Below are 17,729 nucleotides of genomic sequence, written 5' to 3' on the forward strand. Positions count from 1 at the left end.
TGTAAAAAAAGCGAGTGCAAAAGCCCGACCTTTTTAGGGAACGCCCAAAATTATATTATAGCTTTAATTTAAAAACTGATTTTTGTCAGTTTACGCCACATTTATAACTTCTTCTATTTGCGGTGCATACTTTTTAATTGTAGCTTCTACACCATTTTTTAAGGTCATTTGGTTTACAGAACAACCCGTGCAAGCGCCTTCTAATTGTACTTTTACAATAGCATCTTCTATAGATAAAAGTTTAATATTACCGCCATCACTCATTAAAAAAGGGCGAATTTCTTCTAACGCTTTTTCTACATTGTCTAATGTTTCTTGTGCTGTCATATAAAATGCATTTATTTTGAACTACAACCACTCATTGTTGTTATTCTAACAACTTCAGTTGGTGGTAAGTTTTCGTTTCTTTTTAATAATTCTGAAACCATTTCTTTAGTAATCTCATTAAAAGATTCTTCTAAAATTGTTCCGTTTTGTAATGCTACCGGATGACCAACATCACCAGACTCTCTAATACTTTGCACTAAAGGAACTTCTCCTAAAAACTTGGTATTAATGTCTGTTGCTAAATTTTTTGCGCCATCTTGCCCAAATATATAATATTTATTGTTTGGTAACTCTTCTGGTGTAAAATATGCCATGTTTTCTATAATTCCTAAAACTGGCACATTAATATTTTCTTGCTGAAACATTGCAACTCCTTTTTTAGCATCTGCTAAAGCAATGTTTTGTGGCGTACTAACTACTACAACACCGTTAATTGGAAGTGCTTGTACTATTGATAAATGCACATCTCCGGTTCCTGGAGGTAAGTCTATTAATAGAAAATCTAATTCACCCCAATCTGCATCAAAAATTAATTGATTTAATGCTTTCGAAGCCATTGGTCCACGCCAAATAACTGCTTGATCTGGGTTTGTAAAGAAACCTAATGATAATAATTTTACTCCGTAATTTTCGATTGGTTTCATTTTAGAACGACCATCTACATTAACAGAAAGTGGTTTTTGCTTTTCTACATCGAACATAATGTGTTGCGACGGACCATAAACATCAGCATCTAAAACACCAACATTAAAACCCATTTTTGCTAAAGAAATAGCTGTATTTGCTGTAATTGTAGATTTACCAACACCACCTTTACCAGAGGCAATGGCAATTATATTTTTTATGTTAGGTATTTCTTTACCTCTAATTTGATTCGGGTTTTCTTTAACTGCTGGTTTTTCAACTTTAACGTTGACCTTTACAGTTATCTTTTCTGAAACATTTGTTTTAATTGCTTTAGAAATCTCTGACTCGATTTTCTTTTTTGCCTGTAACGTTGGGTTGCTAATAGTAACATCTACCTCTACTTCATTACCAAAAGTAACAACATTGGTAATGTTATTGTTTTCAACTAAACTTTTACCTTCTCCTGGCGCGGTAATAGTTTCTAATGCCTTATATATATCTTGTTTCTTAAAACTCACGTCTTATCTTTATTTAATCTTGATTGCAAAGATACATCTTACTGATTAGAAATTAAAGCTTGTAGATACTCAATATTTATTACCGAATAAAGCATTCTTATTTTTAAAAATGAATTTTTATCATACAACTACGATTTTTTACAATAAAACAAATTTGTTTATCTATAGATTTGAGAATATCAAAACCCCCTAATGATGAAAAAATTCTTATTTACCTTAAGTATTGTAACTTTATTTTTAACATTTACCAATGCTTTTTGTCAGGATGTAACTTATGCTTTTGAAGAAAACAACTCTTCTGAAACTACTTTTAACTCAAACAACACATCTAATACAATTTTAGAAAACGGTACTTATTCTTATAAGTTAGGTTCTAAAGAAGTTATTGTATCTATTAAAAATGGATATTACACAGAAACTTATGCAAACAACGAGTTTATTAAGGCTAAAATAGATTGGTTAACAGAAAACCAATACACCTTAACAATTGTAGATTTAAATAAAGAAAACCTTCCTTTTAAAGAAGGTACCAAATTAACAACTAAAATTACCAAAGTTAAGGGCAATCAATATTTTTATAAATCTGATTTAATTGATACTCATAAAGCTTCTTGGACAGGAAAATTCAAAAAAATAACAAACATATAAAAACAAACTAAAATTAACCCAAACCCTAATTAACCCAGATATTTAATTTGTCTAAACATTAAATATTTAAAACCCCTACATTATGAAAAAAACTACCATTAAAACTCAAATCTTTATTGCATTCTTTTTTTTAGGATTAAGTACATTTTTTGCACAAGATGTTGCTATGAATTCAAATGAGTTAGAATTATTTGAAACCAATTACAAAACAGATCCAGAAGATAAAGAAGTTATTAAAGAAACAGCTTTAGAAGAAGGAAAATACGCGTACACAAGTAAAGGTAAAGAAGTAATTGTTGAAATAAAAGATGGTTTTTACACAGAATATCACGGTGAAAACGAATTTATTAAAGCAAAGATTAATTGGTCTTCAGAAAACAACTATAAACTTGTAGTTACAGAAATTCAAAAAGAAAACCTACCTTTTAAAGAAGGTACAGTTATGGAAACTGAGATTATTAAAGTAAAAGGAGATAAATTTTATTACGAATCAAATTTAGAAGGACTAACTTGGTCTGGTAGATTTAGAAAAATAGATTAATTGCTATAAAAACAGAGATGTTCTAATTTGTTATTTAAAGCCTATCATTTTTATGATAGGCTTTTTTTATAAAAGCAGCTAACACACTTAAAACAAATTATTTAAAACCCAAAAACTTTAAATATTATAACAAAAAATTAAAATTATGTAAAATATAAAAACTAATCTGTCATTAACTTTGTGGTATAGAAAGAATTAATTAAAATCCCCCATTTATTATGATCAGCAAAATATTAAAATTTACAGGAACAGCCTTAGTAGTGTTTTTAGGCTTACAAACATTAAAAGCACAAAATTCTGATGTTGCTTCTAACTTTAGAAACAATTATTACCAATCTAGTTTACAAAACAGCAACACTACTTCTTTAGAAATTAAAGAAACTCTTTTAGAAGAAGGGAAATATGTTTATACAAGTAAAGGAAACGAAATTATTGTAGAGATTAAAGACGGTTACTACACAGAATATCATACAAATAATCAATATATAAAGGCAAAAATAGAATGGTCTGCAGAAGACAAGTATTCTTTAGAAATTATTGATATTAATAAAGACAATCTTCCTTTTGAAGTTGGTACCAAAATGGATACCAAGATTGTAAAAATTAAAGGATCTAGAATATATTATGAGTCTAATTTAGAAGGACTAACTTGGTCTGGAAAATTCAGAAAAATTTAAATTGACTTGCTATAAAAATAGAAATGTTTAAATTAGTTAGAACACCTATCATTTATTTGGTAGGTTTTTTTATTTCAATAATTCAAAATTGATTTATAACTCGGCAGAAGGATTCCAGAGAACTTTATCAAAATCTATAATTTGATTCTCTATTACTTTTATACCTTCATTTTCTAATAACTGTTGCATTAAATTAGTACCATCAAAATGATGTTTACCTGTAAGTAAACCTTTTCTATTTACAACTCTGTGTGCTGGTACATCTTCTAAATTATGCGCTTTGTTCATTGCCCAACCAACCATTCTTGCAGATCTTGCTGCACCTAAATACGTTGCAATTGCACCATACGTTGTTACTCGACCAAAAGGAACTAAACGTGTTACTGCATAAACTTTTTCGAAAAAATTATCGGTTTCTTTCATCGCGTGAAATTACAAAATGAAATTAAGAAAAAAACTAAATTTAACTTAACATGACATTTATCATGTTTTAAATATCTGATTTTAAGTATATTGAGTTATAACTTTTAAATCCCTCAATATCATGAAAACTTTAACACTATTTTTCGCTTTAATTTTTATTATTACCACAAATCAAACCTTTTATTCTCAAAATGTAAATTATCAACAAACATCTATTACAAATGATTATATGCAAGATGGTACTTACAAATATTGCAATGACACGTGTGATGTTATTGTTGAAATAAAGAATGATGTTTACACTGAATTTTATCCTAATAACGAGTTTATTAAAGCAAAAATACAATGGATAAATAGAAAAGAATACAAACTAGTGATTACCGAAATTAAAAAACGCGATTTGCCATTTGGTGTTGGCACCATTATGAAAACAAAAATTGTAAGAAAAAAAGGAAGTACTTTTTATTATGAGTCTAACCTACAAGGTCTTTCTTGGTCCGGTAAATTTGAGCTAATAAATTAATATAAACTTCAAAAAAAAACATCAATTTTACAAAAATTGATGTTTTTAATATGTTTTAATATTTTAATTTAAACTTTATATAAGTAATAGGTTTTCCTATTTCTAAATACTGATTCTCGTAAAAAGTTTGAGTTTCTGTAACTTCTTCGGGCGCACCTTCGTTTTTATAAACGGTATGGTTTGCATACAAAACCTCATGACCTTCTCCGTGTAATAAACCTAAGGTATAACCGTGCATAAATTCGCTATCGGTTTTTAGATTCATTATTCCGTCTTCACTTAAAATTACACTGTATTTTTTAAGGAATTTAGAATTTGTCATTCGGTGTTTCGTTCGTTGATATTTTATTTGCGGATCTGGAAAAGTTATCCAGATTTCTGACACTTCATTTTCTGCAAATATATAATCTACCAACTCTATTTGGGTTCTAACAAAAGCAACATTAGGCAAGTTTTCTTCTATTGCAGTTTTAGCACCTCGCCAAAAACGAGCTCCTTTAATATCTATACCAATATAGTTTTTATTAGGATTTTTTCTTGCCAGTGCAATTGTGTACTCTCCTTTACCACAACCAAGTTCTACAACTATTGGGTTGTTGTTTCCAAAAAAAGAATGCCATTTACCTTTGTGAGAAAAGTTAGTTATAACTTCTTCTCTTGTTGGTTGAATGACATTTTCGAACGTTTCGTTTTCTTTAAAACGTTTTAGTTTGTTTTTGCTTCCCAAAATAATGAATTAAGCTCTATCTTCTGTTCCTTCTTTCACAAATCGACGAGATTCTCCCATCCAATATGCAAATAAAACTAAAAGAATTACTAAAAAACCCCAGTTTAAGGCATTAGAAACCCACCAACCAAGATCTGCATTTGCTACAGTTAATCTTAACCAATCGAATGGTAAGAATAATATATCTGTAAATAAACTACCAATCCATCTAAAAATATTGCTTGCTATCATAACTTAATTATCTTTACACTGCAAAAATAACAAAAGAAACAATGCTAGCCAATTTTTTAGGGAAATCTAAACCAATCAATTTCATAATTCTTTTAAGCGTTTTTATTTGTCTGTTTTTATTTACAACACTACCAATCTATTTAGGGCAAGATTTTCAATTTAAATTAGTGTTTGAAGTTGCTGGTTTAATTGCACTTTTTTTATTTCTTTTTTTCTTTTACAACTTTGTAGTAACTAAGAATAATCTAACATTCGATAATTCTTATGCTTTCTTTGTCTTTACAGTTTTACTTGCTTTTTTTCTACCGTTAATAAACAACTATAAAACACTAACAATAATACTGTTATACATTTTATTTCTAAGAAAAATTTACAGTTTAAAATCTCCAAAAAAGATATTGCAAAAACTTTTTGATAGCGGTTTTTGGTTAAGTATCTTATTTATTTTAGAGCCTTTTACAGCAATGTTTACCATACTTATTTATGCTGGTATTTTTGTGCATCAAAAACCTGTAATTAATCGTCTAATAGCACCTTTAATAGGTTTTGCGTGTCCTTTAATTATTTATTTTACGTATTGTTTTTGGCAAGATCAATTGTATGTTTTTACAAACCTTTTTTACTTTAATAGCTTTAAAAGCTTACTCTTATACTCTAAAAACAACTTTAATTGGATTATAATTTTGATAATTATACTTTCTGTGGTTTCAATTATTATGAAATCTCCAAAAACGCTTTCTGTAAATAATTCATTTAAAAAAAGCTGGTTGTTACTTTTATTAAACTTTACAATATCGTTGTTTTTTGCACTATTAATTCCTAATAAAAATGGCTCTGAGATGCTATTTTTACTTTTTCCTGCAAGTGTAATTTGTGCAAACGGTATAGAATTAATTAAAAACAACATTATTAAAAATGTTGTATTATCAGTATTAATTTTAAGTTTAGTAGTTTTTCTATTTCTTTTATAATTTTTTACCAAAAGCTAAATCTCCGGCATCACCTAAACCCGGAATTATATATCCTTTCTCATTTAAAGTTTCATCCAAAGCAGCTATCCATAAATGTGTGTTTTCTGGAAAATGTTTAGAAATATAATCCACTCCTTCTTTAGAGGCAATTACAACTATAATATGCAATTCTTTTGGCACTCCATATTTTTTGATCGCCTCATAAACAGCAACTAAACTTTGGCCAGTTGCCAACATAGGATCTGCAAGTAACAACGTTTTATTTTCTATGGATGGTGACGCAAAATACTCTACAATAATTTCTGATGGAACGCCATTTTCTGGATGATTTCGATAAGCAGAAATAAAAGCATTTTCTGCATCATCAAAATAATTTAACAACCCTTGATGCAAAGGCAAACCAGCTCTTAAAATAGAACATAAAACAATTTTGTTGGTAAGTTGATTTATTTCCTTAGTTCCTAAAGGAGTTTCTACTTTATTTAAAGAGTAATTAAGTTCTTTACTTAATTCATAACCTAAAACCTCGCCTATTCTTTCTATATTTCTTCGAAACCGTAAAGAATCTTTTTGAACATTTACATCTCTAATTTCTGAGATGAATTTATTTAAAATTGTATTGCTAGAAGATATATTATGAATTTGCATTTTATAGAAATTTGATAAACAAATGTAGCATAATTAAGTAAAATTTGTATCTTGCTCTAAGAATTTAGTTAATTTAATCACTAAAAAAATAAAAAAAATGGGAATTTTTTCATTCATTAAAAATGCCGGAGCCAAAGTTTTTGGTATTGGAAAAACTACAGAAGAAGAAAATGCAGAAAAGTCTGAACAGTTAAGAAATGCCATTACTGCATTAGATTTACAGGTTACAGATTTATCTATAGAAGTAAATGATGACGTAGTAAAGTTGTGGGGAGAAACTGCCGATTTAGCTACAAAAGAAAAAGTAGTTTTAGTGGTAGGAAACACAAACGGAATTTCTTCTGTAGAAGATAATATTACTGTTGCAGAAGTAGAAGAGATTGAAGAAGAAGCAATGGCACAATTTCATACAGTAGAAAAAGGAGATACTTTAGGTAAAATAGCAAAAGAATATTACGGTAATGCTATGAAATACCCTGTTATATTCGAAGCAAACAAGCCTATGTTAACGCATCCAGATAAAATTTATCCTGGGCAGGTATTAAGAATACCACCATTAGTAGACTAACTAAAAGTTAATCAACCAAACCATAAGAGTTTCAAAATTATTTTTGAAGCTCTTTTTTTATGCTTAAAATCTAAATTTTATTAGCAACTTTGCAAACTAATATAGTTTACATTTATAAAATGAATAAAAGAATATTAGCTCTTTTTGCAGTTTCTATTGCAACATTAATTTATGGTTTAACATTTACCATTGCTAAAGATGTTATGCCAATTTATTTAAAACCTTATGCTTTTATATTGGTAAGAGTTATTGGCGCAACAACTATTTTCTGGACGATAGGTTTGTTTATTAAACAACAAAAAATAGAAAAAGAAGATTATAAAAAAATACTTTTAGCATCTTTTTTCGGAATTGGTTTAAACATGTTAACTTTTTTTAAAGGCTTAAGTATTACTACACCTATAAGCGCATCTGTAATGATGGTTACATCACCTATTATGGTACTAATTTTCTCTAGTATTTTAATAAGAAAAAGAATAGGTAAACAACGAATTCTAGGTGTTTTTATAGGTTTAATTGGCACCATATTATTAATTACTTATGGTAATAATTCATCCGAAGGAACCAACAATAACTTTGGTAACTTTTTAGTTTTTGTAAATGCGGCATCTTATGGTTTGTATTTGGTTTTGGCTAAAGATTTAATTGTAAAATACAACCCAATTGTTTTTGTAAAGTGGCTATATTTATTCGGTTCTATTTTTGTAATTCCGTTTGGTTATAGCGAGATATTAGAAGTTTCTTGGCAAGAAATACCTACCAACATTTATTGGAATATCGGTTTTGTTGTAATTTTTACATCTTGTGTTACCTATCTTTTTAATCTGTATGGTTTATCAAAATTAAAACCAACAACAGTAAGTGTTTTTATTTATTTACAACCTGTAATTGCTACAATTTATGCATTAATTGTTGGTAGCGATTCTTTAAATACAGTTAAAATAAGTGCAACAATCTTAATATTTATTGGTGTGTATTTAGTAACCAAACAAGTAGAAAAATCTACCAAATAAAACTATATTTGCAACTTATTTAAAATGATGATTTTATGATTCAATCTATGACGGGTTATGGTAAAGCAGTATTACAATTGCCTACCAAAAAAGTTACTATAGAAATTAAATCTTTAAACAGTAAAAATTTAGATTTAAACGTTAGAATTCCTTCTTATTATAAAGAAAAAGAATTACCTGTGCGTAAAAAATTAGCAGCTGCCTTAGTTCGTGGAAAAGTAGACTTTTCGATATTTGTAGAGATGACTGCAGATGAGACTTCTACAACTGTTAATCATGGTGTTGTAAAAGAATACATACAACAATTAAGAAATGTTGTGCAAACTGGTTCTACAGACGATGTAGAATTGTTAAAAATGGCTGTTAGAATGCCAGATGCATTAAAAACAGAAAGAGAAGAATTAGATGAAAATGAATGGAATCTAATTGATGAAAATATAGATGTTGCCATAAAAGAAATTGTACAATATAGAACAGACGAGGCCGCTTCTTTAGAAATAGATTTTAAGCAAAGAATTGCAAATATTAAAATGTATTTAGAAGAAGTAAAAGCTTTAGATGGCGATAGAATAGCAAACGTAAAAGCACGTTTAAAAAAGGCTATAGACGATTTAAAAGTAGATACAGACGAAAATCGTTTTGAGCAAGAGTTAATCTATTACCTAGAAAAATTAGATATAAACGAAGAAAAGGTTCGTTTAGCAAACCATTTAGATTACTTTTTAGAAACATTGGCTACACCAGACTCTAACGGTAAAAAATTAGGTTTTGTAATTCAAGAAATGGGTAGAGAAATTAACACTACAGGTTCTAAAGCAAATTTTGCACCGATGCAAAAAGCGGTAATTCAAATGAAAAACGAATTAGAGCAAATTAAAGAGCAAATCTTAAACGTACTTTAAGCATCAAAATAAACCAAAATACTGGTTTAAAACTAATAACATATAATTCTGAAATCTATTCAGAATGACAAAAATTAAACATTTATGTCAGAATTTAAAGGTAAATTATTCGTCTTTTCAGCACCTTCTGGTTCAGGAAAAACAACAATTGTTCGTCATTTATTAAAACAAGAAAAATTTAATTTAGAGTTTTCTATTTCTGCTACTTCTAGAGAACCAAGAGGAGCAGAAAAAGATGGTGAAGATTACTATTTTATCTCTTTAAAAGATTTTAAAAGTAAAATTAAAGGCGACGAATTTTTAGAATGGGAAGAAGTTTATAGAGATAATTTCTACGGAACTTTAAAATCTGAAGTAGAACGTATTTGGGCGCTTAAAAAACATGTAATTTTTGATATTGATGTTGTTGGTGGCCTTAGAATTAAAAAGAAATTTCCAAACGAAACTTTATCTGTATTTGTAAAACCACCAAGTGTAGACGAACTTAAAATAAGATTAAAAAAACGCTCTACAGAAAGTGAAGACAAAATAAACATGCGCGTAGCAAAAGCATCTGTAGAACTGGCAACAGCACCACAGTTTGATAAAATCATCAAAAATTACGAACTAGATGTTGCTTTAAAAGAAGCAGAAGATTTGGTTAGCGATTTTTTAGATTTAAAGAAATAAAACTTCTATTAAAATGAAAATTGGTTTATATTTTGGCACTTTTAATCCTATTCATATTGGGCATTTAATAATTGCCAATCATATGGTAGAAAATTCAGATTTAGATGAAATCTGGATGGTTGTAACACCTCATAATCCTTTTAAAAAGAAAAGTTCTTTGCTAGACAATCACCATCGTTTAGAATTGGTTTATAAAGCAACGGAAGCATATGACAAAATTAAACCTTCTGATATCGAATTTAAACTACCACAACCAAACTACACAGTACACACCTTAGCACATATTTCTGATATGTATAAAGACAAAGAGTTTTGTTTGATTATGGGAGAAGACAATTTAAAAAGCTTACATAAATGGAAAAATTACGAAACCATTTTAGAACATCATAATATTTATGTTTACCCAAGAATTGCAGAAGGCAAAATAGATTCTCAATTCGATAATCACCCAAAAATCACAAAAGTAGCTGCACCAATTGTTCAAATTTCTTCTACAATGATTAGAAACGGAATTAAAGACAATAAAAATATGAAACCACTTTTAACCAATGAAGTTTGGCAGTACATAGATGAAATGAATTTTTATAGAAAATAATTTCACTTTAAATTCGTTGTATATTTGTAAATATTCAAAATAAATACTTTGGCTAAAAAGGATAAAAAAAAAGGAAAATTAAAACAAAAACTAACCGATAAATATAGGTTGGTTGTTTTAAACGAAAATACTTTTGAAGAACGTTTTTCTTTAAAACTATCTCGTTTAAATGTATTTGTTTTAGGCGGAATTTTCTCTATTCTACTTATTTCTTTAACCACATTATTAATAGCTTTTACACCAATTAAAGAATATATACCTGGTTATTCTTCTTCAAAACTAAAATCAGATGCTTTAAAGCTTACTTTCGAAGCAGATTCTTTAAAGCAAAAGTTGGCTATTTTAGAAAATTATACAAAAGCTTTAAAACCAGTTTTAACGGGAGAGATAAGTTCAGAAGAAATTGATTCTATTCAAATTGAAGCAAGACAAACTACAATAGACGAAAGCAAATTAGATGCAACCAAAGAAGATTCTTTGTACAGAGAAAAAATAGATCGAGAAACTCGTTTTAGTATTTTAAACAACTCTAACAGCAGCGTTAAAATTGTTTTTTTCGCACCTTTAAAAGGAAATATTTCACAAAGTTTTGATGCTAATTCTAAACACTTTGCACTAGATATTATAGCTAAAACAGGCACACCTGTTAAAGCTGCCGCAGAAGGAACCGTTATTTTTTCTGGATGGAGCGCAGAAACTGGTTATGTAATTATTTTAAAACATAACAAAGATTTTATTTCTGTTTACAAACACAATGGTAATTTACTAAAACAACAAGGTGATTTTGTAAAATCTGGCGAAGTAATTGCTAGCGTTGGTTCTACAGGAGAACTTTCTACCGGACCACATTTGCATTTCGAACTATGGAAAGGTGGTTACGCTATAAACCCAACAAACTTTATAGATTTTAAATAATGAGTATTAAATCTTTTTTTGCCATTCCTTTTGCTAAAATTGCAACCAAAAAGGTTTATAAATGGGCCAATAAACCGCATAAAACACAAGATAAAGTTTTTAAAAACTTAATTTCTAAGGGTAAACAAACTGCTTTTGGTATTGATCATAATTTTGATACCATTTCTAATTACGAAGATTTTAAAAAACAAGTTAAAGTACAAGATTACGAAGGACTAAGAAAGTATGTAGATAGGATTGTTGACGGAGAAGAAAATGTACTTTGGCCAGGGAAACCATTATATTTTGCAAAAACTTCTGGTACAACTTCTGGTGCTAAATATATACCAATTACTAAAGAATCGATGCCAACACATATTACAGCGGCAAGAAATGCAATGCTATTTTATATTGCAGAAAAAAATGATGCAAGTTTTGTTGATGGTAAAATGATTTTTTTACAAGGAAGCCCAGTTTTAGAAGATAAAAATGGCGTAAAACTTGGCAGACTTAGTGGTATTGCTGCTCATTATGTACCAAACTACTTACTTAAAAACAGATTACCAAGTTGGGATACCAACTGTATAGAAGATTGGGATACAAAAGTGAATGCGATTGTAGATGAAACAGTAAACGAAGATATGTCTGTAATTAGCGGTATACCGTCTTGGGTGCAAATGTATTTCGAAAAACTGATTGAGAAAACAGGAAAATCTGTATCAGAATTATTTCCTAATTTTAATTTCTTTATTTACGGTGGTGTTAATTTTGAGCCTTACAAAAATAAATTTGAAAGTTTAATTGGTAAAAAAATAGATTATATAGAATTATATCCTGCATCCGAAGGTTTCATTGCTTACCAAGATTCTCAAACAGCAAAAGGAATGCTTTTACAGCTAGATTCTGGTATTTTTTACGAGTTTATTCCGGCAAATGAATTCTTTGATGAAAACCCAACAAGAATCTCTTTAAAAGACGTTAAAATTGGGGTAAATTATGTAATTATATTAAACACTACTGCAGGTCTTTGGGGTTATAATATTGGCGACACGGTAGAATTTACATCAACAAAACCTTATAGAATTAAAGTTACAGGTAGAATTAAACATTTTATTTCTGCATTTGGCGAGCATGTTATTGGTAAAGAAGTAGAAAAGGCATTAAATGATTCTATAAAAGGAACAACTATAAATATAAGCGAATTTACGGTTGCACCACAAGTAAACCCAAGTTCTGGCTTGCCATATCACGAATGGTTTATAGAGTTTGAAAACGAACCAGAAAACATAAAAGAATTTGCTGCAAAAGTAGATGCTTCTATGCAAGCTCAAAACATCTATTATTTCGATTTAATAGAAGGCAAAATACTACGTCCGTTAATTATTAGAAAAGTTAAAAAAGGTGGTTTTCATGAGTACATGAAATCTATTGGTAAATTTGGCGGACAAAATAAAATACCTCAACTTTCTGACAACAGAAAAATTGCAGATGTTTTAGATAATTTTATAATAGAAAAATAACAACATATATACAAAATGGGAGGAGATTATTTATTTTTAGTTTTAGCTGTAGTGCTAGTAATTGTTTACTTTTACAACAAATACAGAAACAGACGACGTTAACATAAAATCAAATTTTAAATTTGGTTAGATTTAGTTCTTACACTAAAAACAGCAATAAAATACAAATGAGTACAATTAGAATTACAAAGCAATTCAATTTTGAAACAGGGCACGCATTATATGGTTATGATGGTAAATGTAAAAATGTACACGGTCATTCTTATAAATTATCTGTTACCGTTTCTGGACAACCGATATCTGACAATACAAATGTAAAATTTGGAATGGTAATCGATTTTGGTGATTTAAAAAAGATTGTTAATGAAGAAATTGTAGACATTTTTGATCATGCAACTGTGTTTAATAAAAACACACCTCATTTAGAACTTGCAAAAGAACTAATAGACAGAGGTCATCATGTTTTATTAGTAGATTATCAACCAACAAGTGAAATGATGGTAATTGATTTTGCTGAGAAAATTAAAAATAGATTGCCTAACAATATCAAATTACATTCTATAAAATTACAAGAAACAGATTCTAGTTTTGCAGAATGGTACGCTAACGAAAACTAAACTATTTACCGTTATAAGCGTTCATAGTATTTGATAAACCAGCTGTACCAAAAGAAGTGACAACTTTTGCTGATGTTGGCAAACGCTCTATCAATTGGCTGGTTTCTTCTTTATTCCACTCTCCTAAAACAAAATCAACCTGTCTTCCTTTAGGATAATTTGCACCTACACCAAATCTAAATCTTGGGTATTTTTGAGTGTTTAATTTTTCTTGAATATCTTTTAGACCATTGTGTCCACCAGCAGAACCTTTCGCTTTTAAACGTATGGTTCCAAAATCTATATTTACATCATCAGTAACAATTAGAATATTTTCTACAGCAATTTTTTCTTTATCCATCCAATATTTAACCGCTTTCCCACTTAAATTCATAAATGTACTTGGTTTTAAAAGGATAAATATTCTTCCTTTAAACCTAAAATCAGCAATATCACCTAACTTTTCTGTTTCGAAAGTAGCTTTATGTTCTTCTGCAAGTTCGTCTAAAATTTTAAAACCAATATTATGACGTGTATTATCATACTTAGTACCAACGTTACCTAAACCTACAATTAAAAATTTTTTCATTAGTTGTTCTTTCGTTTCTAAATTTAAACCGAATAGATTTTTAAAAAACCTTAAGATATTCATACTTCAAAAGTAAGAAGAAATTAAAAGGTATAAAAAAAGCGTTACAAAATTGTAACGCTTTTATATTTATTTTTGTTGCTAAAATTTATTCAGCAGCAGTTTCAGTTTCTTCGTCTTCATCTGCAGAAACAGTTGCATTACGAGAAGTTCTAACTTGTACAACAACCGTGTTATCTGGGTGCATAAAAGTATAATCATCATTAAATAAAGAAGTAACAAATAATTTATTACCAATTTTTAATGAAGAAATATCTGCTGATATAAAGTCTGGTAAGTTAGCTGGTAAAGCTTTTACTCTTAATTTACGGTTTGTAAAACGTAAAGAACCACCATTTAATACACCAGGTGAAGTACCTGTTAATTTTACAGGAATATTCATTGTAATTTCTTTATCATCAAATAACTGATAAAAATCTACGTGTAAAATTTTATCTGTTACAGGGTGAAATTGGATATCTTGCAATACAGTTGCAATTTTTTGTCCATCAACATCAATAGTTGCAGTGTATACATTTGGAGTGTACACCAAGTTTTTAAACGCTTTTTCTTCTGCAGAAAAATGCACTGGCTTATCTCCTCCGTATATAACGCAAGGAACCATACCAGCATTACGTAAGGCTTTTGTTGATACTTTACCTACGCTTTCTCTTTTTGATCCTTTAATTGTAATTGATTTCATTACTTTTTTTATTAATTATTTACATTAAAAATTGTCCGCTAATCGATGTGTTATCTTGAACTTTGTGCATAACATCAGCGAATAAGGGCGCGCAAGATACAACTTTTATTTTTGAAGTCTCCTTTTTTAGAGGAATTGTATCAGAAACTATTAATTCTGTTAAACCAGAGTTTTCTATTTTCTCGTACGCACCGCCAGAAAGTATAGGATGTGTACATATTGCACGTACACTTAAAGCACCTCTTTTCATCATTAAATCTGCTGCATGAGCTAGTGTTCCTCCTGTATCTATCATATCATCAACAAGAATAACATTTTTACCTTCTACATCACCAATTAACTCCATATGAGAAATTACATTTGCTTTTTTACGTTGCTTATAACATATAACAACATCAGAATGTAAGTGTTTAGAATATGCGTATGCTCTCTTAGAACCTCCCATATCTGGTGATGCTATTGTTAAGTTTTCTAACTTTAAACTATTTATATATGGCATAAAAATAGTTGACGCAAAAAGATGATCTACTGGCTTTTCGAAAAAACCTTGAATTTGATCTGCGTGTAAGTCCATTGTCATTATTCTAGTAGCACCTGCAGATTGTAATAGGTTTGCTACTAATTTTGCACCAATTGCAACTCTTGGTTGATCTTTTCTATCTTGTCTTGCCCAACCAAAATATGGCATTACAGCAGTAATGTGTCTTGCAGATGCTCTTTTAGCTGCATCTAACATTAACAACATTTCCATTAAATTATCTGCGTTAGGAAAAGTAGAACCTATTATAAATACTCTTCTTCCTCTAACAGATTCTTCGAATGCTGGCTGAAATTCTCCGTCGCTAAAGTATGTTGTTTTAACTTTTCCTAGTGTTGTATTGTATTCTTTTGCAATTTTTTCTGCCAAAACTGTACTTTGTCTGCAGGCAAAAAGTTTTGGTGCTAATTGATTTGTAGGCATTTAGTTGTTATTTAGATTGTGTTGTTGTAAGGGCACAAAAGTAGAAATTATTTATTTAGTTTGAAATTAATTTATATACTTTAAAATAAAATAATTTAATACATTTGCAATCGGAATTAGTAATGCTCAAGTGGCGGAATTGGTAGACGCGCTGGATTCAAAATCCAGTTCTTTCGGGAGTGTGGGTTCGATTCCCACCTTGAGTACAAAACAAAAAACCTCAACTTTAAAAGTTGAGGTTTTTTATTACTTTATAAAACTTAAAAAAAATTCTTAAGTAAAAATTTAATTCTTTTTTTTACTCTTCTTTTTTTCCCTTTTGTAATTTCAAAAGGAAGTATTAAAATTAAATACATTAAAATAAATGGGCTTTTTAATTTTTCCATTATAAATATAATTATTTCCTTTTTTGAATTCTTTTACTGAAAATTATAAATAAAACTCCGCAAAGTAACCATGCTGGTAATGTTACAAAAGATAAAAAAACATCGAATTGAACAGATATAAAATAGAAAAGACCAAAGCTAATTGCCCATGCAAATAGTACTGCATTATTAATTTTGATTCCAGCTAATTCTGCATAATTTTTTTGAATTCCAAACTTTTTCGCAAAGAAATGCTCAAATACAATAATTGCACCAAAGGGAGCCAAAATAAACCCATATAGAGCTACAAAGCCTAATAACTTCATAGCAAATGCAGGGAATAACCCAGCTACTGTAGCAATTGCACCCGCAATTATAGTAACTTTAGCTGTTGACAATTTAGGTAAAATAGCCTGAAAAGCTAAACCTGCTCTGTAAATTGTTGGATTTGCAGTTGTCCATCCTGCTAAAACCACCGCTATAATTCCGAAAACTCCAATTGCGTTGTATGCCATAGGGCCAGGAGCTACTGGAGGTGCATTACCTTCACTTAGATAAGAAAGAGCTTCTGGAGATTTTAAATATACAGCATAAAGTAAAGCTGCTGCTATCCACGCCATATAATGTCCAACATACATTCCTGCAGCAGTTGTCCAACCCGCTTTTGCCTCTTTTGCAAATCTAAAAACAGATAAATCTGACATACCAATATGCATTGCCCCATTAGCAAACCAAGACCAAATAACCACGTGCCAAAAGGTAAATTTTGTTTGTCCAGGAAAAGGTTCTCCTCCATCACCCCAAATTGCCCAAAATTTTGAAAAACTATCTACTCCTAATTGACTAAGAGCTACAATACCTGCAGCTACAAAAGCTAAAACAATAAAAGGAGACATCCAATTTGCAGCTTTTGTAACGGTATCATATCCTTTTGCAGCAATTATAGAAATAACTGCACCTATAGCAATTACAATTATAATCCAAGTCATTCCATTTGGTAAGGTATCATCTAGTTTTGGCATAGGCATATCAAAAGGAATACCTACCGCTGTAGCAGATACAGTTATCATAGAACCTGCCAAAAAACAAAATAAAATACCATTGGCTAAATTGTAACCTGTAACTAATTTTTTACCACATATTTTTTCTAACTGAAAATATAATGTTAATCTGTTTTTAACAGCTATTTCTGCTGTTAAAAAACGCCAACTAAGTACTGCTAACAAATTACCTAAAAGTAAACCAACAATCAAATCAAAAGCACTTACTCCTGCTGTTAAAAAAAGTGGACCTATCATAAATTCGGTTCCTGCAGCATGTTCTCCTGCATACATACCTATAAAACTTTTCCATCCTTTTAACTTAGAATTTGGTATCGGTTCTCTTTCGAACTCTCCACTTACTGCTTCTTCTACTTGATTTGATTCTATACTTACTTGGCTCATTTATTTTAT

The 17,729-nt window shown here is 29.5% G+C and carries 23 protein-coding genes and 1 tRNA gene; 14 read left to right on the plus strand and 10 right to left on the minus strand.

Annotation, left to right across the window (positions count from 1 at the left end; translation table 11 throughout):
* Positions 1 to 90: 90 nt before the first annotated feature.
* Complete coding sequence (locus B5464_RS05665; RefSeq protein ID WP_077810428.1) at positions 91 to 327, minus strand: NifU family protein; 237 nt, start codon at positions 325 to 327, stop codon at positions 91 to 93.
* Between the two features lie 11 nt (positions 328 to 338).
* Positions 339 to 1,472: an Mrp/NBP35 family ATP-binding protein gene (locus B5464_RS05670; protein ID WP_079737568.1), complete on the minus strand. Its 1,134-nt coding sequence runs from the start codon at positions 1,470 to 1,472 to the stop codon at positions 339 to 341.
* Positions 1,473 to 1,664: 192 nt separating this feature from the next.
* Between B5464_RS05670 and B5464_RS05675 the strand changes: the two genes are divergently transcribed.
* From B5464_RS05675 to B5464_RS05685, 3 genes are all read left to right on the plus strand, one after another.
* On the plus strand, positions 1,665 to 2,120 hold the full coding sequence (locus tag B5464_RS05675) for a hypothetical protein (RefSeq protein WP_154066939.1): 456 nt from the start codon (positions 1,665 to 1,667) through the stop codon (positions 2,118 to 2,120).
* An 82-nt stretch (positions 2,121 to 2,202) separates the two neighbouring features.
* Positions 2,203 to 2,661 carry a hypothetical protein gene (locus B5464_RS05680; protein WP_079737570.1) on the plus strand — a complete coding sequence of 153 codons (459 nt, stop codon included), beginning with the start codon at positions 2,203 to 2,205 and terminating at the stop codon, positions 2,659 to 2,661.
* 218 nt (positions 2,662 to 2,879) lie between these two features.
* Positions 2,880 to 3,338, plus strand: coding sequence for a hypothetical protein (locus B5464_RS05685; protein WP_079737571.1), 459 nt, complete (start codon positions 2,880 to 2,882; stop codon positions 3,336 to 3,338).
* Between the two features lie 93 nt (positions 3,339 to 3,431).
* Here the strand turns inward: B5464_RS05685 and B5464_RS05690 are convergent, their stop codons facing one another.
* A complete protein-coding gene (locus B5464_RS05690; protein ID WP_077810433.1) occupies positions 3,432 to 3,761 on the minus strand; it encodes an MGMT family protein in 330 nt (109 codons plus the stop codon).
* Positions 3,762 to 3,882: 121 nt separating this feature from the next.
* Here B5464_RS05690 and B5464_RS05695 point away from each other — a divergent pair, with 121 nt between their 5' ends.
* Positions 3,883 to 4,284 (plus strand): hypothetical protein, encoded by a 402-nt coding sequence (locus tag B5464_RS05695; RefSeq protein ID WP_079737572.1) that lies wholly within the window; start codon positions 3,883 to 3,885, stop codon positions 4,282 to 4,284.
* Between the two features lie 55 nt (positions 4,285 to 4,339).
* Here B5464_RS05695 and trmB read toward each other — a convergent pair whose 3' ends face one another.
* The gene (gene trmB, locus B5464_RS05700) at positions 4,340 to 5,011 is read right to left on the minus strand and encodes a tRNA (guanosine(46)-N7)-methyltransferase TrmB (RefSeq protein WP_079737573.1); all 672 of its coding nucleotides are present in this window, start codon (positions 5,009 to 5,011) and stop codon (positions 4,340 to 4,342) included.
* Positions 5,012 to 5,020: 9 nt separating this feature from the next.
* Entirely contained in the window at positions 5,021 to 5,242 is a 222-nt protein-coding gene (locus B5464_RS05705) for a hypothetical protein (RefSeq protein WP_077810436.1), read from the minus strand.
* Between the two features lie 41 nt (positions 5,243 to 5,283).
* On the opposite strand from B5464_RS05705, the gene B5464_RS14510 reads away from it, so the two are divergent.
* Positions 5,284 to 6,213, plus strand: a complete 930-nt coding sequence (locus B5464_RS14510) for a DUF6427 family protein (protein ID WP_079737574.1) — start codon at positions 5,284 to 5,286, stop codon at positions 6,211 to 6,213.
* Here B5464_RS14510 and upp read toward each other — a convergent pair.
* Positions 6,208 to 6,861, minus strand: coding sequence for a uracil phosphoribosyltransferase (gene upp, locus B5464_RS05715; RefSeq protein ID WP_079737575.1), 654 nt, complete (start codon positions 6,859 to 6,861; stop codon positions 6,208 to 6,210). The two genes, B5464_RS14510 and upp, sit on opposite strands and share 6 nt — an antisense overlap.
* 97 nt (positions 6,862 to 6,958) lie before the next feature.
* Here upp and lysM point away from each other — a divergent pair, with 97 nt between their 5' ends.
* From lysM to B5464_RS05755, 8 genes are all read left to right on the plus strand, one after another.
* Positions 6,959 to 7,429 carry a peptidoglycan-binding protein LysM gene (gene lysM / locus B5464_RS05720; RefSeq protein WP_077810439.1) on the plus strand — a complete coding sequence of 157 codons (471 nt, stop codon included), beginning with the start codon at positions 6,959 to 6,961 and terminating at the stop codon, positions 7,427 to 7,429.
* 119 nt (positions 7,430 to 7,548) lie between these two features.
* Positions 7,549 to 8,442, plus strand: coding sequence for a DMT family transporter (locus B5464_RS05725; protein ID WP_077810440.1), 894 nt, complete (start codon positions 7,549 to 7,551; stop codon positions 8,440 to 8,442).
* 35 nt (positions 8,443 to 8,477) lie between these two features.
* The gene (locus B5464_RS05730) at positions 8,478 to 9,344 is read left to right on the plus strand and encodes a YicC/YloC family endoribonuclease (RefSeq protein ID WP_231963655.1); all 867 of its coding nucleotides are present in this window, start codon (positions 8,478 to 8,480) and stop codon (positions 9,342 to 9,344) included.
* A gap of 84 nt (positions 9,345 to 9,428) precedes the next feature.
* Complete coding sequence (gmk, locus tag B5464_RS05735) at positions 9,429 to 10,013, plus strand: guanylate kinase (RefSeq protein ID WP_079737576.1); 585 nt, start codon at positions 9,429 to 9,431, stop codon at positions 10,011 to 10,013.
* Between the two features lie 13 nt (positions 10,014 to 10,026).
* Positions 10,027 to 10,608, plus strand: coding sequence for a nicotinate (nicotinamide) nucleotide adenylyltransferase (gene nadD / locus B5464_RS05740; RefSeq protein WP_077810443.1), 582 nt, complete (start codon positions 10,027 to 10,029; stop codon positions 10,606 to 10,608).
* Between the two features lie 48 nt (positions 10,609 to 10,656).
* Positions 10,657 to 11,523, plus strand: a complete 867-nt coding sequence (locus B5464_RS05745; protein WP_077810444.1) for a M23 family metallopeptidase — start codon at positions 10,657 to 10,659, stop codon at positions 11,521 to 11,523.
* Entirely contained in the window at positions 11,523 to 13,022 is a 1,500-nt protein-coding gene (locus B5464_RS05750; RefSeq protein ID WP_079737577.1) for a GH3 auxin-responsive promoter family protein, read from the plus strand. The genes B5464_RS05745 and B5464_RS05750 overlap by 1 nt, the downstream gene beginning before the upstream one ends.
* 167 nt (positions 13,023 to 13,189) lie before the next feature.
* Complete coding sequence (locus B5464_RS05755) at positions 13,190 to 13,639, plus strand: 6-carboxytetrahydropterin synthase (protein WP_077811398.1); 450 nt, start codon at positions 13,190 to 13,192, stop codon at positions 13,637 to 13,639.
* Between the two features lies 1 nt (position 13,640).
* Here B5464_RS05755 and pth read toward each other — a convergent pair whose 3' ends face one another.
* From pth to B5464_RS05770, 3 genes are all read right to left on the minus strand, one after another.
* The gene (gene pth, locus B5464_RS05760; RefSeq protein ID WP_079738980.1) at positions 13,641 to 14,207 is read right to left on the minus strand and encodes an aminoacyl-tRNA hydrolase; all 567 of its coding nucleotides are present in this window, start codon (positions 14,205 to 14,207) and stop codon (positions 13,641 to 13,643) included.
* A gap of 148 nt (positions 14,208 to 14,355) precedes the next feature.
* Positions 14,356 to 14,949: a 50S ribosomal protein L25/general stress protein Ctc gene (locus B5464_RS05765; RefSeq protein ID WP_079737578.1), complete on the minus strand. Its 594-nt coding sequence runs from the start codon at positions 14,947 to 14,949 to the stop codon at positions 14,356 to 14,358.
* Positions 14,950 to 14,968: 19 nt separating this feature from the next.
* The gene (locus B5464_RS05770; protein WP_079737579.1) at positions 14,969 to 15,910 is read right to left on the minus strand and encodes a ribose-phosphate pyrophosphokinase; all 942 of its coding nucleotides are present in this window, start codon (positions 15,908 to 15,910) and stop codon (positions 14,969 to 14,971) included.
* Between the two features lie 124 nt (positions 15,911 to 16,034).
* On the opposite strand from B5464_RS05770, the gene B5464_RS05775 reads away from it, so the two are divergent.
* Positions 16,035 to 16,116: transfer RNA gene (locus B5464_RS05775), tRNA-Leu, on the plus strand.
* A 191-nt stretch (positions 16,117 to 16,307) separates the two neighbouring features.
* Here B5464_RS05775 and B5464_RS05780 read toward each other — a convergent pair.
* Positions 16,308 to 17,720 carry a cytosine permease gene (locus B5464_RS05780; protein WP_079737580.1) on the minus strand — a complete coding sequence of 471 codons (1,413 nt, stop codon included), beginning with the start codon at positions 17,718 to 17,720 and terminating at the stop codon, positions 16,308 to 16,310.
* Between the last annotated feature and the right edge of the window lie 9 nt (positions 17,721 to 17,729).

This window comes from Polaribacter sp. KT 15 (genome assembly GCF_900143115.1).
GTDB lineage: Bacteria > Bacteroidota > Bacteroidia > Flavobacteriales > Flavobacteriaceae > Polaribacter > Polaribacter marinaquae.

What these genes read in the sequence shown, in the direction of transcription:
- B5464_RS05665 (WP_077810428.1), bottom strand. Translation starts at nt 327, where the DNA reads ATGACAGCACAAGAAACATTAGACAATGTAGAAAAAGCGTTAGAAGAA.
- B5464_RS05675 (WP_154066939.1), top strand. Translation starts at nt 1,665, where the DNA reads ATGATGAAAAAATTCTTATTTACCTTAAGTATTGTAACTTTATTTTTA.
- B5464_RS05680 (WP_079737570.1), top strand. Translation starts at nt 2,203, where the DNA reads ATGAAAAAAACTACCATTAAAACTCAAATCTTTATTGCATTCTTTTTT.
- B5464_RS05685 (WP_079737571.1), top strand. Translation starts at nt 2,880, where the DNA reads ATGATCAGCAAAATATTAAAATTTACAGGAACAGCCTTAGTAGTGTTT.
- B5464_RS05690 (WP_077810433.1), bottom strand. Translation starts at nt 3,761, where the DNA reads ATGAAAGAAACCGATAATTTTTTCGAAAAAGTTTATGCAGTAACACGT.
- B5464_RS05695 (WP_079737572.1), top strand. Translation starts at nt 3,883, where the DNA reads ATGAAAACTTTAACACTATTTTTCGCTTTAATTTTTATTATTACCACA.
- B5464_RS05705 (WP_077810436.1), bottom strand. Translation starts at nt 5,242, where the DNA reads ATGATAGCAAGCAATATTTTTAGATGGATTGGTAGTTTATTTACAGAT.
- B5464_RS14510 (WP_079737574.1), top strand. Translation starts at nt 5,284, where the DNA reads ATGCTAGCCAATTTTTTAGGGAAATCTAAACCAATCAATTTCATAATT.
- upp (WP_079737575.1), bottom strand. Translation starts at nt 6,861, where the DNA reads ATGCAAATTCATAATATATCTTCTAGCAATACAATTTTAAATAAATTC.
- lysM (WP_077810439.1), top strand. Translation starts at nt 6,959, where the DNA reads ATGGGAATTTTTTCATTCATTAAAAATGCCGGAGCCAAAGTTTTTGGT.
- B5464_RS05725 (WP_077810440.1), top strand. Translation starts at nt 7,549, where the DNA reads ATGAATAAAAGAATATTAGCTCTTTTTGCAGTTTCTATTGCAACATTA.
- B5464_RS05730 (WP_231963655.1), top strand. Translation starts at nt 8,478, where the DNA reads ATGATTCAATCTATGACGGGTTATGGTAAAGCAGTATTACAATTGCCT.
- gmk (WP_079737576.1), top strand. Translation starts at nt 9,429, where the DNA reads ATGTCAGAATTTAAAGGTAAATTATTCGTCTTTTCAGCACCTTCTGGT.
- nadD (WP_077810443.1), top strand. Translation starts at nt 10,027, where the DNA reads ATGAAAATTGGTTTATATTTTGGCACTTTTAATCCTATTCATATTGGG.
- B5464_RS05750 (WP_079737577.1), top strand. Translation starts at nt 11,523, where the DNA reads ATGAGTATTAAATCTTTTTTTGCCATTCCTTTTGCTAAAATTGCAACC.
- B5464_RS05755 (WP_077811398.1), top strand. Translation starts at nt 13,190, where the DNA reads ATGAGTACAATTAGAATTACAAAGCAATTCAATTTTGAAACAGGGCAC.
- pth (WP_079738980.1), bottom strand. Translation starts at nt 14,207, where the DNA reads ATGAAAAAATTTTTAATTGTAGGTTTAGGTAACGTTGGTACTAAGTAT.
- B5464_RS05765 (WP_079737578.1), bottom strand. Translation starts at nt 14,949, where the DNA reads ATGAAATCAATTACAATTAAAGGATCAAAAAGAGAAAGCGTAGGTAAA.
- B5464_RS05770 (WP_079737579.1), bottom strand. Translation starts at nt 15,910, where the DNA reads ATGCCTACAAATCAATTAGCACCAAAACTTTTTGCCTGCAGACAAAGT.
- B5464_RS05780 (WP_079737580.1), bottom strand. Translation starts at nt 17,720, where the DNA reads ATGAGCCAAGTAAGTATAGAATCAAATCAAGTAGAAGAAGCAGTAAGT.